This is a genomic window from Erythrobacter sp. W302b (assembly GCF_046452395.1).
GTDB lineage: Bacteria > Pseudomonadota > Alphaproteobacteria > Sphingomonadales > Sphingomonadaceae > Erythrobacter.
In genome coordinates this window covers 2,847,728-2,862,880 of the sequence record NZ_JBKFDH010000001.1, presented here as the reverse complement: position 1 = coordinate 2,862,880, position 15,153 = coordinate 2,847,728, and the positions used below count along the sequence as shown (strand labels likewise).

At 66.1% G+C, this 15,153-nt stretch carries 16 protein-coding genes and 1 tRNA gene; 15 read left to right on the top strand and 2 right to left on the bottom strand.

What is annotated here, in order from left to right; all coding sequences use genetic code 11:
• The first annotated feature begins 7 nt into the window (after positions 1–7).
• Positions 8–526, top strand: coding sequence for a helix-turn-helix transcriptional regulator (locus ACLBKT_RS13595; RefSeq protein WP_410183444.1), 519 nt, complete (start codon positions 8–10; stop codon positions 524–526).
• A gap of 120 nt (positions 527–646) precedes the next feature.
• Positions 647–2,587: a S9 family peptidase gene (locus tag ACLBKT_RS13590; RefSeq protein ID WP_410183443.1), complete on the top strand. Its 1,941-nt coding sequence runs from the start codon at positions 647–649 to the stop codon at positions 2,585–2,587.
• A gap of 53 nt (positions 2,588–2,640) precedes the next feature.
• On the opposite strand, the gene ACLBKT_RS13585 is transcribed toward ACLBKT_RS13590, so the two are convergent.
• Positions 2,641–2,717: transfer RNA gene (locus ACLBKT_RS13585), tRNA-Arg, on the bottom strand.
• A gap of 165 nt (positions 2,718–2,882) precedes the next feature.
• Here ACLBKT_RS13585 and ACLBKT_RS13580 point away from each other — a divergent pair.
• From ACLBKT_RS13580 to ACLBKT_RS13520, 13 genes are all read left to right on the top strand, one after another.
• A complete protein-coding gene (locus ACLBKT_RS13580) occupies positions 2,883–3,269 on the top strand; it encodes a hypothetical protein (RefSeq protein ID WP_410183442.1) in 387 nt (128 codons plus the stop codon).
• A gap of 66 nt (positions 3,270–3,335) precedes the next feature.
• Entirely contained in the window at positions 3,336–3,839 is a 504-nt protein-coding gene (locus tag ACLBKT_RS13575; RefSeq protein ID WP_410183441.1) for an MmcB family DNA repair protein, read from the top strand.
• A 59-nt stretch (positions 3,840–3,898) separates the two neighbouring features.
• Positions 3,899–4,675, top strand: coding sequence for a sterol desaturase family protein (locus ACLBKT_RS13570; protein ID WP_410183440.1), 777 nt, complete (start codon positions 3,899–3,901; stop codon positions 4,673–4,675).
• Positions 4,676–4,689: 14 nt separating this feature from the next.
• Positions 4,690–5,121: a DUF2141 domain-containing protein gene (locus ACLBKT_RS13565; protein WP_410183439.1), complete on the top strand. Its 432-nt coding sequence runs from the start codon at positions 4,690–4,692 to the stop codon at positions 5,119–5,121.
• Between the two features lie 127 nt (positions 5,122–5,248).
• The gene (locus tag ACLBKT_RS13560; RefSeq protein WP_410183438.1) at positions 5,249–6,937 is read left to right on the top strand and encodes a hypothetical protein; all 1,689 of its coding nucleotides are present in this window, start codon (positions 5,249–5,251) and stop codon (positions 6,935–6,937) included.
• Between the two features lie 97 nt (positions 6,938–7,034).
• The gene (locus tag ACLBKT_RS13555) at positions 7,035–8,402 is read left to right on the top strand and encodes a M48 family metalloprotease (protein WP_410183437.1); all 1,368 of its coding nucleotides are present in this window, start codon (positions 7,035–7,037) and stop codon (positions 8,400–8,402) included.
• A gap of 40 nt (positions 8,403–8,442) precedes the next feature.
• On the top strand, positions 8,443–9,171 hold the full coding sequence (locus ACLBKT_RS13550; RefSeq protein ID WP_410183436.1) for a DsbA family protein: 729 nt from the start codon (positions 8,443–8,445) through the stop codon (positions 9,169–9,171).
• On the top strand, positions 9,171–10,175 hold the full coding sequence (locus ACLBKT_RS13545) for a hypothetical protein (protein ID WP_410183435.1): 1,005 nt from the start codon (positions 9,171–9,173) through the stop codon (positions 10,173–10,175). The genes ACLBKT_RS13550 and ACLBKT_RS13545 overlap by 1 nt, the downstream gene beginning before the upstream one ends.
• Positions 10,176–10,261: 86 nt before the next feature.
• Positions 10,262–11,488: a sensor histidine kinase gene (locus ACLBKT_RS13540; RefSeq protein ID WP_410183434.1), complete on the top strand. Its 1,227-nt coding sequence runs from the start codon at positions 10,262–10,264 to the stop codon at positions 11,486–11,488.
• Positions 11,485–12,291 carry a LytR/AlgR family response regulator transcription factor gene (locus ACLBKT_RS13535; protein WP_410183433.1) on the top strand — a complete coding sequence of 269 codons (807 nt, stop codon included), beginning with the start codon at positions 11,485–11,487 and terminating at the stop codon, positions 12,289–12,291. Before ACLBKT_RS13540 ends, ACLBKT_RS13535 begins: the two co-directional genes overlap by 4 nt.
• A 135-nt stretch (positions 12,292–12,426) precedes the next feature.
• Positions 12,427–13,302, top strand: coding sequence for a carboxylating nicotinate-nucleotide diphosphorylase (gene nadC, locus ACLBKT_RS13530; protein ID WP_410183432.1), 876 nt, complete (start codon positions 12,427–12,429; stop codon positions 13,300–13,302).
• Positions 13,299–13,712: a hypothetical protein gene (locus ACLBKT_RS13525; protein ID WP_410183431.1), complete on the top strand. Its 414-nt coding sequence runs from the start codon at positions 13,299–13,301 to the stop codon at positions 13,710–13,712. The genes nadC and ACLBKT_RS13525 overlap by 4 nt, the downstream gene beginning before the upstream one ends.
• 13 nt (positions 13,713–13,725) lie before the next feature.
• Positions 13,726–14,400 carry a ribonuclease T2 family protein gene (locus ACLBKT_RS13520; RefSeq protein WP_410183430.1) on the top strand — a complete coding sequence of 225 codons (675 nt, stop codon included), beginning with the start codon at positions 13,726–13,728 and terminating at the stop codon, positions 14,398–14,400.
• Between the two features lie 10 nt (positions 14,401–14,410).
• Here the strand turns inward: ACLBKT_RS13520 and ACLBKT_RS13515 are convergent, their stop codons facing one another.
• Positions 14,411–15,043, bottom strand: coding sequence for a class I SAM-dependent methyltransferase (locus tag ACLBKT_RS13515; RefSeq protein ID WP_410183429.1), 633 nt, complete (start codon positions 15,041–15,043; stop codon positions 14,411–14,413).
• Positions 15,044–15,153 lie beyond the last annotated feature (110 nt).

Sequence of the window (15,153 nt, the reverse complement as noted above, 5' to 3'; positions counted from 1 at the left end):
TCGTGGCATGAACGCAACAGCGCGCAGCATTGAACGCAAGGCCACCGGGGTCAGCATCCTGGTGGCCTTGCAAGCCTTGGCCTGCGCGTTCTTTCTGTCCGATCTGGTTGGTGATGTTGTCGCAGACGGGATCGGCTTGCATCTGGCCATCGAAGGCTTGGCCGCCATCGCCCTGCTCATCGCGGTGGTGCTGGGAAGCCTGCAGGTGCGCAGCCTGATCGCCGCCGCCCGGCGTGACGAGGCGGCGGTGGCCGCAGCGCAAGGCGCGATGTCTGACCTGATCGCCCTGCGCTTTGCGGAATGGAAGCTCACCGCGGCCGAGGCTGACGTGGCTCTGTTTGCGCTGAAAGGTTGCGATATCGCCGCAATCGCAGCCTTGCGCGGTTCGGCCGCCGGCACGGTGCGCGCGCAGCTCGCCCGGGTCTATGCCAAGGCCGGTGTTGATTCCCAGTCAGGCCTGATCGCTCTGTTCCTTGAGGAGTTGATCGCCTTGCCGGATCAAGGGCCGTCCGCGCCGCTGGGCTGATGTCTCGGCACTGGCGCCGCTGCGTCCTTTTGGTATGTTGCCCGGGGGAATGCACGCAGGTGCATATGTGCGAGTCTCGCAGCGCGGTCGCCACGCTGGCCGCAAAAGGGGGGAATTACGATGCGTTCGATGATCGTCGCAGTCCTGTTGTTTTCAGCCTCGCCGCTGGCGGCGCAGATCGTCACGCCTGAGCGGCCGGTCACCGATCCCAGAACCGTCGAATCCCCGGCCAATCCCGAGGCGCGCGCCGTGCCGCTGGAAGACATCGGCAATTCGCGCGGGATCGCCGGGGTGACGTGGAGCGCCGACGGCAAGCACATCTTTGTATCGACCAACCTGACCGGGCGCTACAACATCTGGCGCACCGACGCGGATGGCAGCTGGCCGCTGCAGATGACCCAGTCGGACGAGACCCAGACCGGCCTCGCCGCCTCGCGCGATGGCAAGTGGCTCTATTTCCGGCAGGACGCCGGGGGCGACGAATATTACAACATCTTCCGCGTTCCCACCGGCGGCGGCTCGGTGGAGCAGGTGACGCGCACTCCCGATCTGAGCGAGACCGGACTGGTGCCCGGCGGCGCGGACGGGCTGATCGCGCTGTCGGTCAAGAAGAAGAGCGAGGCGCAGTCCAACCTCGCCGTGCTCGCCCCCGACGGCTCTGTGCGCGTGCTGACCGCCGAGGCCGACCCCAATTTCGGCTGGAGCCCGCGGGTCTGGGCCGATGGCGGCAAGACCATCTTCGCCAACCGTGAGAACATCGATTCGACCGCGAGCGAAATCTGGCGCGTCGATGTCGCCACCGGCAAGGCGACGCGCGTGCTGGGCAAGGATGACACGATCTACGCCGTCGCCGACGTCAGCGCCGACGGGAAATGGCTGGCGGTTACCACCAACGAGCGCACGGGCCGTATGCAGGCCGGCCTCTATGCGCCCGCCTCGGGCGAGTGGAAATGGCTAAAGCCGATCGTCTGGGACCAGTCGGCGCTGCGCTTCACCCGCGACGGCAAGACGCTGCTGGTCGAGAGCAGCGACGATCTGCGCAGCCGGTTGGTCAAGGTCGATCTGGCGACGGGGACGGAGACGCCCCTCAAGCTGCCGCAGGGGATCAACTTCACCTCGGGTGCCGAACCGCGCTCGCCCGATGGCACGTCGCTGCTGGTGGTCAATATGGCCGCCAACGTCACGGGCGAGCTCAACCGCTATGACCTTGCCACCGACACCGTCACGCCGGTCACCCGCCTCGCGCTCGCCAGTGTCCGGCCCGAAGTGCTCGCCACCTCGCAGCAGGTGACCTACGCAAGCTTTGACGGCACGCTGATAAGCGCGCTCGTGACGATGCCCGCAAACCTCAAGCGTGATGGCAGCAACCCCGCGATCGTCATCCCCCACGGCGGACCGACCGGCAAGACCGATGACTATTTCGACGACATCGCCGCCGCGCTCGCCAGTCGCGGGTTCATCATCATCGCGCCCAACTTCCGCGGCTCGACCGGCTACGGCAAGGCGTTTCAGGCGGCCAACTACAATGATCTGGGTGGCGGCGACCTGAAAGATACCATCGCCGCCAAGCAGTTCCTCGTCGAGAGCGGCTATGTCGACCCCAAGCGGGTCGGCATTTTCGGCGGCTCCTACGGCGGGTTCATGACGCTGATGGCGATTGGCAAGGCGCCGGACGAATTTGCCGCCGGGGTCCAGTGGTTCGGCATCATCAACTGGCGCACCATGTACCGCGACATGGACGAGGTCTTGAAAGCCTATCTGCGCAGCCTGATGGGCACGCCCGAGGAGAACCCCGAAGGCTATGACCGCGCCTCTCCCCTCACCTACATCGCCAATGCCAAGGCCCCGCTGCTGACGATCCAGGGCGACAACGACATCCGCGTGCCGCGCGGACAGGCGCAGGAGGTGGACGACATCCTGAGAGCCAAGGGGAACACGGTCGAGACGGTGTTCTACCCCGCCGAGGGCCACGGCTTCAGGAAGCGCGAGAACCAGCTCGATTCGCTCAAACGCACGGTGGAATGGTTGGAACGTTACCTCAAACCGACCCCGCCAAAATAGGAAGCGGTCGCAGGCAGCGCCCCTTGCTGATCCGGTCGGTGATGATTTGGAGGTGGCGCACCCGACAGGATTCGAACCTGTGACCTCTGCCTTCGGAGGGCAGCACTCTATCCAGCTGAGCTACGGGTGCATGATGCCATGCGGTGCGCGCTATTCTTGCGTGCGGCGGGGCGCTTAGCAAGAGGTGGGGCGCGATGCCACACAATTGTTCCGGGGACGCGCGGGTTCGGATCGCCGCGCCAGCGCCGGGAGCGGGCTTAACCAATCGGCAAGGACGCTTGCCTAGGCTCCGCCCATGGCCACGCTTCCGCCCGAGACGATTCCCCCGCAGGCCGCGACCCTGCCTGCGGACAGTGCCGCGTCCGAGGCGCTGGCCGAAGCACTGGTGGCGCTCCACGGGCAGGCGGCCGGACTGGCGTTGCTCGCCCGGCTGGGACCTGAACGGGTGGAGATCGGCGGCGAGCTTGGCGCGGTGATTGCCCGGGCGGCGCCGTGGCAGCGGGCGCTGGTGGCGCAGACGGTCGCGGATTGCGCCGCGATGCTTGACAGTGGGCTGGCCGCGCTCGGCACGCTGGCGCGCCGGGGGCAGGACCCGGCGGCTCCGGCCTTGGTGCTATGGCGCGAGTTTCATGCGGCCCGCGCCGCAATCGTGAGCGTGCTCGAAAACCCGCGCCCCGAGTAAGGGCGCTTGCGTGAGAGCGGTGGGACACGGCTTGACTGCGTTCCGCTTTCGTTCCAACCGTGCCTTATGACCGGCGGGCCGATTTCCTCCCCTGATTCGTCCCAGCCGCTGGCGCTCGCCGCTGGCGATGTTGCGCGCGGGATCGGGCGTCTGTTCGCGCGCAACGATATCTGGTGTTTGGCCGAAGTGCCGCTGCGGAACGGTCGCCGTGCCGATCTGATGGGGATCGATGCGAAGGGGCTGGTGGTGATTGTCGAGATCAAGGTCGCCCGCGCCGATCTGCTCGGCGATGCCAAGTGGCCCGATTATCTCGATTATTGCGACCGGTTCTTCTGGGGCCTGCCGCCGGGGCTTGATCGTACGCCGCTGGAAAGCGAGGCCTACAGGCCGGGCACTTGCGGGGTGATCGTCGCCGATGGCTATGATGCCGAAATCCTGCGCCCCGCGGCGCTCGAACCGCTGGCGGCTGCGCGGCGCAAGATCCAGGTGGAACACCTCGCGCGGATCGCCATGCGGCGGCACATGGCGCTGCTCGACCCGCTGGCGACGGCGCTCGATTCGCACGGCTGAGATGGGCCCCCTGACTTAACCCTGTCGCGCCGTTCGGATTTGCGGCATATCGTGGGGCGATGCTCCCCGCTGACACGCCCGTTCCGCTTGCGCTGCTGATCGTCAGTTTCGCCGTCACGTTGATCGTGGCACTGCGCTATCTGCTGACCAGCGGGCTGTTCGCCTATGCCACCGCGAAAATGCGACCCGGACTGTATGACGGCAAGCGCGCACAGATCGCGCGCGAGGTGCGCTGGTCGCTGCTGTCGGCGGCGATCTATGGCGCACCGGCGGGGATCGTGCTGTGGGGCTGGCGGCATCATGGCTGGACACAGATGACCGCCGACTGGACGAGCCTGCCCTTGTGGTATCACCCGCTGTCGGTGCTGATCTACCTCTTCGTGCAGGACACCTGTTTCTACTGGAGCCATCGCTGGATGCACCGCCCGAGGTGGTTCCGTCTTGCCCATGCCGTCCACCATGACAGCCGCCCCCCGACCGCGTGGACCGCGATGAGCTTTCACCCGATCGAGGCGGTGACGGGCGCGATTGTGGTGCCGGTGCTGGTGTTTGTCGTGCCGATCCATGTCGCCATGCTGGGCCTGGTGCTGACCGTGGCGACGGTGATGGGCGTCACCAATCACATGGGGTGGGAGATGTTCCCACGCTGGCTTGTTCACTCGCCGTTGGGGAACTGGCTGATAACCGCCAGCCATCACGAGCGTCATCACGAGGAATACAGATGCAACTTCGGGCTATATTTCCGCGTGTGGGACAGGCTGTGCGGGACCGACAAGGGGCTGTCGCGGCGGATCGTGGCCGAGGCCGGGCACGGCGCGCGGGCCGTCACGCCGTGAAGGCCGGGGCGCTGATGCTCGCAGGGCTTGGCGCGGCCTATGCTGCGGCGCTGGCCGCCGCTCCGGCGCAGACCGGTGAGGTGGTCATCACCGTCACCGACATCCGCTCCGCCAAAGGCGTGGTGCGCGCTTGCATGACCACGCGTGCGGATATCTTCCCCAAATGCATCAAGGATCCGGCCGCGCACCGCACTGTGGTGCCCGCCAATGGCAAGGTCGAAATCCGCTTCACCGGGGTCAAGCCCGGTCAATATGCCATCGCGCTGCTGCATGACGAGAACAACAACGGCAAGGCTGACCGGGCGATGGGGATGATGCCCAAGGAAGGCTATGGCTTCTCGCGCGATGCACCGGTCCGCATGGCACCGCCCAAGTTCACGGACGCGGTGTTCGCGCTGGGCGCAGGCACCAGCCGCGTGACGATCAAGATGCGGTATTTCCTGTAGTCTGATCGACTTACGGCTGAAAGGAATCTCTGCAAGATCAAAACATCCCAGCTGCGTTTAACGGGATGTTTACCACGCTGCGCCACAACCCTGCGTGACTAGGTTCACCAAGGGGCGGATTACAGCCATGGACACTCTGCGCGGCACCTTCGATCCCGACGCGATTGCGGATCGGGGTTGGGATGCATCCGACGACGACGACGGTGCCGAATCGTCCCAGCGCCGCGACTTGCCGCCGCATGCTATCGGGCAGGACGAGCGCCGGATGCAGGTGCGCGCCTACAACCATTGGGCCAGCCTGCTGGGCGAGCGCATGTTCCCCAATATCGAAGACCTTGATCCGGCCGCCCTTCCCGATTTCGGGCCGCATTCGGTGCTGCTCGATTTCTCGGCCGGGATCGACAATCCGGCAGTCTGCTTCCTCGGCGCCAAGTTGGGGCAGGAATGCGGCGCTACCGGCGTCATCACCCGGCTGTCGGACGTGCCGCCGCGCTCCTTGCTGAGCCGCATCACCGATCATTACATGCAGATTCTCGCCAATCAGGCGCCGATCGGCTTCGAGGCCGAGTTCGTCAATCACGCCGGCGTCGCGATCCTCTATCGCGGGATCCTGCTGCCCTATTCCAGCGACGATGCCACGATCGACTTCATCTATGGGGTGATCAACTGGAAGGAAATGGCCGACCAGCTGACCGCGGATGAGCTGCTGCTGGAGATCGATCAGGCGCTCGAACTGGGGTCCGAGCTTGAACTCGATACCGCGCCTGCCTTGCGCCCCGCCGACCCGGTGACCGACTGGGCCGATTCGCCTGCGCATGAAAGCGCCGATGACGCCACCGAGTCCGATGAAGGCCTGCGGATGCCCGACTTCAGCCAGTTCGGCCTCGGCGATGATGACGAGGAATATGACGAGGACGAAGGCGAGGGCGAGCTTGCCGGATATAATTTCGCCTCGCTTGCGGACTACATCGAAGCGCCGGCCAAGAAGGCCATCGACCTCACCGGCCTCGAACCGCTGCCGGAAATCGAGACCGTGCCGGAGTCCGATTACGCCGTTGCCGATTTCGGCGCGGTGCCCGTGGCGGCAACCGAGCCTGAGCCCGCGCCTGCAATCGCCGCTACCCCCGCCTACGCCTCCATGGCCCGGGTCGCCGACCCGGTGGCCGAAGATGGCGACTTCGCTGACGATTTCGTCGACGAGCTGCCTGATGATGCCGGGCTTTATGATTGCCTTGCCGCCGCGCGTGAACTTGCGCGGGCCGCTGACAGCACCGAGGATCGCAGCCGCAACGCGCTCTATGCCGCGGTCAGCCGCGCCTATGACTTCAGCCTCGCTGCGCAGGCCGCGCCTGAGGACTATGCCGAACTGATCGCGGAAAGCGGCCTCACCGTGCAGGACCGCGCGCCGATGACCCCCGTGGTCAAGCTCGTGTTCGGGCATGATTACGACAAGACGCGCCTCACCGAATATGCCGCTGTTCTGACCCACGCCCACCGCTTGCAGCTGGAGCGCGGGAGCCTGGCGCGCTTCCTCGCCGATGTCGAAGGCGGGGTGAAGGCCGTGGTCAAGGCCGAGCGCCGGTTGCGCCGCGAAGAGCAGGGCAAGCCGGTCGAAGATGCCGCCGCCGTGCGCGAGGCGCTCGCGCAGCAATTGCGCGCGCTGGATGCGATCTCGCTCGAACATCTCGACGGGGCCGGGCCGGAATTCGCGCTGGTGCTGATCCGCCGGGACGAGATCGGCTGCGCGGAAATCCTCGCCGAAGTGCCCGAAGACCTCGCCCAGATCGAACGCGCGGCAAGGAAGATCGTAGGCTGAAGCCCTAGTCCTTCCCCGTCCCGCAGAGATGGGGAGGGATAAACCTCCTCCCGCCCTTCACTTTGCGTTCAGGTGCAAGTCCGGTAGGGTAGCCGCCATGCGCGGTCGCCCCAACTTCATCGCTGCCTGCCTTGCGCTGCTGGCGAGCCTGATCCTCGCCGTCACCCAGGTGCGGGCCCAGTCGATCCTGCGCGATGCCGAGACCGAGGAACTGCTCAAGGACATGGTCGCCCCGCTGGTCGAGGCGAGCGAGCTTGAACCCGGCAATGTCGAGCTGGTGCTGATCAATGACGGTTCGATCAACGCCTTCGTCGCGGGCGGGCAGGCGATCTATGTCCACTCCGGCCTGATCAACGCGGCCGAAACCGCCAACGAAGTGCAAGGCGTGCTCGCGCACGAGCTGGGGCATATTACCGCTGGCCACGTCGTCCGGTTCGACGAGCGGACCAAGCGGGCAACCAATATCTCGATCCTGTCCTTGCTGCTTGGTGTCGGCGCGGCGCTGGCCGGGGCGGGCGAAGGCGCCATGGGCATCATCGCCGCCGGGCAACAGGCCGCAATGGGGAGCTTTCTCTCCTTCAACCGCGATCAGGAAGCCGCGACCGATCTGGCCGGCGCGCGTTACCTCTCGGGCGCAGGCATCACCGGCAAGGGGATGATCAAGTTTTTCGAGCGGCTGCGCGGCAATGAGATTCGCGCAGGCTACAGTCAGGCGGACGAAGCCGCCTATGCCCGCACCCACCCGCTTTCGGGCGACCGTATCCAGGTATTGCGCGGCTTGCTGGAGAAGGACCCGGCGTGGGATGCGCCGCCCGATCCGGCGTTGCAGGAACGCTTCGTGCGGGCCAAAGCCAAGCTGTTCGGCTACCTTGCCGAACCGCGGCGCACGCTCAACGCCTATCCCCCGCGCGACACCAGCATCCCGGCGCGCTATGCCCGCGCCTATGCCTATCACAAGGAAGCGCGGGTCGACATGGCGTTGACCGAGGCTGATGCGCTGTTGGCGGCGGAGCCCGACAATCCGTGGTTCCTCGAGTTGAAGGGGCAGGTGCTGCTCGAATCCGGGCGACCGGTCGAAGCGCTGGTGCCGCTGCGTCGCGCGACCGAGCTGACCCGTGCGCACCCGCTGATTGCCGGAATGCTCGGCCACGCTCTGATCGCGACCGAGAACCAGGCCAATTTCCCCGAGGCCGAACAGGTGCTGCGCGCTTCGGTGCAGAAGGATCGCTACAATCCCTTCGCGTGGTACCAGCTCGGCGTGGTCTATGAAGCGCGCGGCGATATTCCGCGCGCACGGCTTGCCAGTGCGGAGGTGCAGGTGATGAACCGCCAATATCCGCAAGCGCTTGCCAATGCGCAGGCGGCGGAGGCCTATCTGCCCTATGGCTCGCCGGACTGGATCCGCGCACAGGATGTTGCCCTGGAAGCGCGCGCTGAACTGGAACGGCTGCGCGACCGGCGCTAGGCTGGCGCGCCTCTCCCGCTGACCGACGGAACCTTTGCGCATGTCCACCCCACCGCCTGCCTCGCCTCCCGCCGACGCACCCCGCACGCTCACCGCGACCTTGCTGACCGCATTGCTGGCGCTGGTGTTCGGCTTTCTGGGCGCGGCGGCGTGGTCCTATTCCGGGCTGGCGGACAATCGCACCCGCACTTTCCTGCTCGCCAATCCCGACCTGCTGCCGCAGATGGCGCAGGCTTACGAGGAGCAGGAATCGGCCAAGCGGCTGGCGCAGATGGGCGGCGAGGTGCGCGAGCCCTTCCCCGGCGTGGTGCTCGGCAATCCCAACGGCAAGACCGTGCTGGTCGAGTTCACCGACTATAACTGCCCCTATTGCGAGGCGAGCCTCAAGGACGTGAACCGGCTGATTGCCGAAGACCCAGACCTGAAGGTCGTGATCCGCGAATGGCCGATTTTCGAAGGCAGCGATGTCGCCTCGCGCATGGCGCTGGCGGCCGGATTGCAGGGCAAGTATCGCGCGTTCCACGATGCCATGTTCGCGACCGGCGATGTCACGGCTGCGGCCAAGGCCGCCGGGCTCGATATGGCCCGGGCCGAGCGTGACGCGGCGTCCGATGCCGTCTCGACCGAGATCGCCCGCAACCTCGATTTCGCCCGCTCGCTCGGCTTCACCGGCACCCCGGCATGGATCGCAGGCAAGACCCCGTTTGGCGGGGCGGTCGGCTACGACAAGCTCAAGGCCGCGCTCGCCGCTTCGACCGAGGCGCGTTGATGCGCGCCATTGCGCTCGTCGCCCTGCTGCTCGCCGCCCCGCTGGCGGCGCAGGCGCAGGAGCCGCCGCCGGTGATCGACTACGCGGCCGAACGGGCGGCAATCGGGCGCTATCAGGACGCTGACCAGCGCTTGCAGGATGTGGGCTGGCACCTCGCCCGCGCGAATGCCGCCTTTTGCCCGCGGGTCGTGCCGAGCATCGGGCTGCAATTGCAGGATATGGCGAGCTATGGCGCGCCCGCGATCGCCCGCGCCGCGCTGGGGCTGGAGCGCGACTTCGCGGTGCAAACCGCCGCGCGCGGATCGCCCGCCGCGCTGTCGGGCGCGTTCCCCCGCAACCGCGAGGTTATCGCGCTCGAACGGTTCGACCCCAACCAGTGGCCCGCCGGCGCGGCGATGGAATGGCAGCGGTTGGTGCGCGCGCATGAACACATCGAAGCGATGCTGACCGAACATGGCGGGATCGCGATTGCCTTTGCCGATGGGGGCGAGGCGCGGGTCCAGCCGGTCGAGGTCTGCGCCACCCGGTTCGAACTGATGGGCGACGGCAAGCGCGCGGTCGCCGATGGCGCGCGGGTGGTGATCGGGATCGGTTTCCCCGCCTTCGGCTATGCGGAAGAGCCGCTCTTCGCCGCGCTGGTCGCGCATGAGCTGGCGCATAATGTGCTCGGCCATAATGCCTGGCTCGAACGCAACGGGCGCAAGGCCAAGCTTGTGCGCCGGGTCGAGCGGGAAGCCGACCGGCTGGTGCCGTGGCTGCTCGCCAATGCGGGCTATGATCCGCAGGCTGCCGTCGCCTTCATGACCCGCTGGGGTTCGACCCATGACGCGGGGCTCAGGATGCGGCGCCATCACGAAGGCTGGGACGAGCGGGCCGAGGCGATGGCCGCCGAAGTTCCGCTGGTGCAGGCCCAGATGGCGGGTGCGGGCAAGGCCGATTGGGCCACCCATTTCCGCCGGGAGATCGACCCGGCCGGCGGCCTCATCTCCCAACAGAAGCGGTAATCCTTGCGCCGAGCCGTGGCGGCCCCGCGATGATGCGACCGATTAGCCGTGTGGTTTGCGACGAAATGAGTTAGGACTGTCGGGCTATGGCAGTGCTCCAGATCCAGGCGGCGCCGTTCTTCGCCAGCAAGAACCGGGCGTTCTGGAACCTCCAGTTGGCAGGCTGGGGCGCGGCTTTCCTGTTGCGTGCGGTCTCGGCATTGGCGAACCAGCAGCCGCTGGATCTGCTGGCGCTGATCCTTGTCACCACCATCACCGGCTTTTCGATCAGCCTGATCCTGTCGGTCATCTACCGCAAGCTCATCCAGCAGCAACCGCTGGTGACCTGGGGGCTGACGGCGGTGGTGCTGTTTGTCGCCGTGCTGATGCACGCTTCGATCGATGCCTGGGTGCAGGGGGTCTATTACGCGGGGAGCCGCGATACGACCTTTGCCCAGCGCCTGATCGGCTTGCTCTATCTGCCGCTGACCTTGCTCGGCGGGTGGAGCGCGCTGTATTACGCGATCAATTTCTTCCTCACAGTGGAACAGCAGGCTGACCGGCTGGAGCGGCTGGAAGCGCAGGCAACGGCTGCGCAGCTGGCAATGCTGCGTTATCAGCTCAACCCGCACTTCCTGTTCAACACGTTGAATTCCATCAGCACGCTTGTGCTGCTTAAGCAAACCGAGCCCGCCAATGCGATGCTCACGCGGCTGTCGGGCTTCCTGCGCCACACGCTGATCGCCGAGCCCGGCAGTCAGGTGACGCTGGCGCAGGAGGTCGAGACCTTGCAGCTCTATCTCGATATCGAGCGGATGCGGTTCGAAGAGCGCCTGCGCACCCATTTCGAGATCGAGGATGCCGCGCTCGCTGCGCAGCTGCCCGCGATGTTGCTGCAACCTCTGGTGGAAAACGCGATCAAATATGCCGTCAGCCCGCAGGAGGAAGGGGCGCGCATCTCGCTCACCGCGCGGGTGATCGGCGATCGGCTGCGCCTCACTGTCGAGGATACCGGACCGGGTATCGAAGACATGCAGCGTTTCATGGCGGGCGATCCGTCCGGGACGCCTGCACCCGGCCGTCCGGTCTCCACCGGGGTCGGCCTTGCCAATATCCGCAATCGGCTGGCCCAGGCCTATGGCGACACACATCTGTTTGAAACCCGTTCGGAAGCTGGGGGCGGCTTTACCGTGCTGATCGAGATCCCCTTTACCCGCGCCGACAGAGCCGGGGATGGGCCAATATCCGCCGTGGCAGCCGGGACTGCCCCAAGCGGCGGGGGCGACAATATCATCCCGCTCAACCCCCCTAAAAACATCGGAAAAACCGCATGACTATCAGAACCATCCTCGTCGATGACGAGAAGCTCGCCATCCAGGGCCTCCAGCTGCGGCTCCAGCCGTTCGAGGACGTCGAGATCATCGACACCTGCGCCAATGGCCGCGAAGCGATCCGCAAGATCAAGACCGAGAAGCCCGATCTGGTCTTCCTCGACATCCAGATGCCCGGCTTTGACGGCTTCAGCGTCGTCAAGGGCGTGATGGAGATCGAACCCCCCCTGTTCGTCTTTGTCACGGCCTATGAAGAACACGCGATCCGCGCCTTCGAGGCCAATGCCGTCAACTACCTGATGAAGCCGGTCGACGAACAGAAGCTCGCCGGCACCATCGAACGCGTGCGCCAGCGCCTTGCCGAGAAGAAGTCGTCCGAGGATGCGGGGCAACTGCTCGAGGTGCTCTCGGAAATCGCGCCCGAGCGGGCGGCGGATTTCGTCGAGACCACCACCCCGGCGGCAGAAAGCGCGGACCGCTTCGAGAAGCTGATCAACGTCAAGGACCGCGGCCAGATCTTCCGTGTCGAGGTCGATACGATCGAGCACATCGAGGCCGCGGGCGATTACATGATAATCTCCACCGGCGACAATTCGCTGGTGCTGCGCGAGACGATGAAGGACCTCGAGCGCCGCCTCGACCCGCGCAAGTTCCAGCGCGTGCACCGTTCGACCATCGTCAATCTTGATCTGGTGCGGCAGGTGAAGCCCCACACCAACGGCGAATGCTTCCTGGTGCTGGAAAGCGGCGCCGAGGTGAAGGTGAGCCGCAGCTATCGGGATGTGGTGGCGCGCTTCGTGCATTGATCGCCACCCCGCCCCGGGCTTGACCCGGGGCCCAGCTTCTTACGGTTGATGGAAAAGTGAGCGGGGCCCCGGGTCAAGCCCGGGGCGGGGGTAAAGGTATCGACTTGGCGCAAGACGAAAGGCTAGGGTTGAGCCATGACCACCTTTACCCTCCCTGGCTTCGACCTCGCCCAGTTCATCCGCGAAACGCTGGCAGAGGACTTGGGAGAGGGCCTGCCCGGCGGCGGGCGCGACGTGACGAGCGAAAGCGTGATCCCCGCCGATGCCCGCTTTTCGGGGGTGATGGATAGCCGCGATGCGATTGTCGTGGCGGGCTTGCCGCTGGCCGAGGCGTTTTTTCGCCACCTTGATCCCGAATGCACCATCGAGGCCCTGGTCCATGATGGCGACAAGGTGCCGGCCGGAACCGATCTCATGCGGATCGAAGGCCGGGCCCGCGCGCTGCTGACGGCAGAGCGCAGCGCCTTGAACATCGTCCAGCACCTCTCCGGCATCGCCACGCTGACGCAGGCCTATGTCACCGCGATGCGGGGGGAAGGAGGCAACCCTGCCTGTACCCTGCTCGACACCCGCAAGACCATCCCCGGCCTCAGGTTCCTTGAGAAATATGCCACCCGCCAGGGCGGGGCACAGAACCACCGCATGGGGCTGTGGGATGCGGCGATGATCAAGGACAACCACGTCGCGGTCGCTGGCTCTGTCGGCGAGGCGGTGCGGCGGGCGCGCGAGGCGGGGGTGACCAAGATCATCTGCGAGGTGGATAGCCTCAACCAGATCGAACCCGCGCTGGCGGCAGGCGCGCATCACCTGCTGCTCGACAACATGGACGCAGGCACGCTGGCCGAGGCCGTCCGGCTGGTCGCAGGCCGCGTACCGACCGAGGCGAGCGGCGGCGTCAACCTCCAGACCATCGCAGCCAAGGCGGCGAGCGGGGTGGACTACATCTCGGTCGGCCGCCTGACCCAGAGCGCGCCCGCCGCGGACATCGGGCTGGATTTCAAGCCGCTATGAAGATGGTCCGCGGGCCGCGTCCGCTGGCGATCCGGGTGTTCGCAGCCGCTTTCCTTGCCGCGGCGATGCTGCGGCTGGCGCGCGGCTTGGGCAATCTGGCGTTGTCGGAAACCATCCTCGCCGTGAATGCCCCGTGGTTCGCATGGGACCGCGACTGGACCATTGTGGCCCTCTCGGCCGAATTCACCATCGCCCTGATCCCGCTGGTGTGGATCTACCTGTTCGCCGCGCCCTTTGCCCGCTGGCTGGTGCTCGGCTTCGGCGCGCTGCGGCTTGTCCTGCTTGATCCCGCCGCTTTGGTCGGGCCGCTGCTCGTCGCCATTGCCATGGCAAGCCTGCTTACCCCGCAAGCCGCGCGCTGGTTCGCCCGCCAACCCGAGGAGGAGGATGGCCCTGCGGTGTTCGAGTAGCCTTGTCGCGGCCATGGCGCTGGCATTGCCTTCGCTGGCAAGCGCGCAGGCCTATCAATGCCGCGCGCCGCAGGTCACCAGCGTTCCCAGGATCACGCCCGATGGGCCGCGCCGGGTGATGCCGATCACCGGCTACACCATGGCATTGAGCTGGAGCCCGGAGTTCTGCAAACCCCGCGCCGATGATCGCAGCCACGCCGTGCAATGCGCGGGCACCAACGGGCGCTTCGGTCTCGTCGTGCACGGGCTGTGGCCGGAAGGTGGGCAAAGCTGGCCGCAATGGTGCGAGGCCCGCCAAGCCCTCACCCCTGCCGAGGTGCGCGGCAGCATGTGCCTGATGCCGTCCGAACGCCTGATCGCGCGCCAATGGGCCAAGCACGGTGCATGCATGGTCAAGCGCCCGGCCAATTACCTCAGGATCATCCGCGTCCTGCGCTCGGGCCTGCGCCTGCCCGATTACGACCGCATCAGCCGCGAGGACGGCCTGACGGCAGGCCGCATCCGCGCCGCCTTTGCCGATGCCAACCCCGGCTGGCGCGAGGAGGCGATCGGGGTCAAGCTCAATCCGCGCGGGTGGCTTGAGGAAATCAGGCTCTGCTATTCCAAGACCTTCCGCCCCGCGCGCTGCACGCCGTCACGCTGGGGCGCCAGGGACGCCGCACCGGCCAGGATCTGGCGGGGGCTGTAGCCGCCCGAGCCTACGGCGCGTCCTTCCAGCCCCAGGCGAGACGGCAGGGGAGGATGTTGAGCAGCTCGAACCCGCTATCGACCCGGTCAAAATGCTGGGCGGTGAGATTATGGGCCGCCTTGCTGAACTGGTAGGTGAGGAAGGCGCCGCCCGGCCGGATCGCGCGATGCGTAGCGGCGGCGATGCGGGGGCCGAGGCCTTCGGGCAGGGTCGAGAACGGCAGCCCGGACAGGATGTAATCGGCATGGTCATGGCCATGCGCGTGGATGATCGCTTCCACATCTTCAGCCGAGCCATGCACTGCGATGAAGCGGCTGTCGGTGATGGTGCGATTGAGATAGTCGATGAACAGCTTGTTGGTGTCGATCACCAGCAGCGTCCCGTCGCGCCGCAGCTGATCGAGCACCGGACGGCAGAAGGTGCCGACACCGGGGCCATATTCCACGAACAGCTGGCAGCGCTCCCAATCGACGGGCGCAAGCATCTTGCGGATGGTGTAGCCTGATGAGGGGATGATCGAGCCGACCATCACCGGGTGTTCGATAAAGCCCTGAAAGAACACCCCCCACGGCCCCAGAAAACCGCGAAGCTTCTGCTTCCAGCGCGTCAGCCTGCGGGTCTGCGTAACTTCATAACCGGCCATTATCGATCAGTATCCCTTGCCTCGCCCCCGGGCATGAGGACCGTCCTGAGTCACCCTGCCCGTCGCAAATTCACCGCCGGTTTGCAAGGAATTGACTAATGACCTGCTTA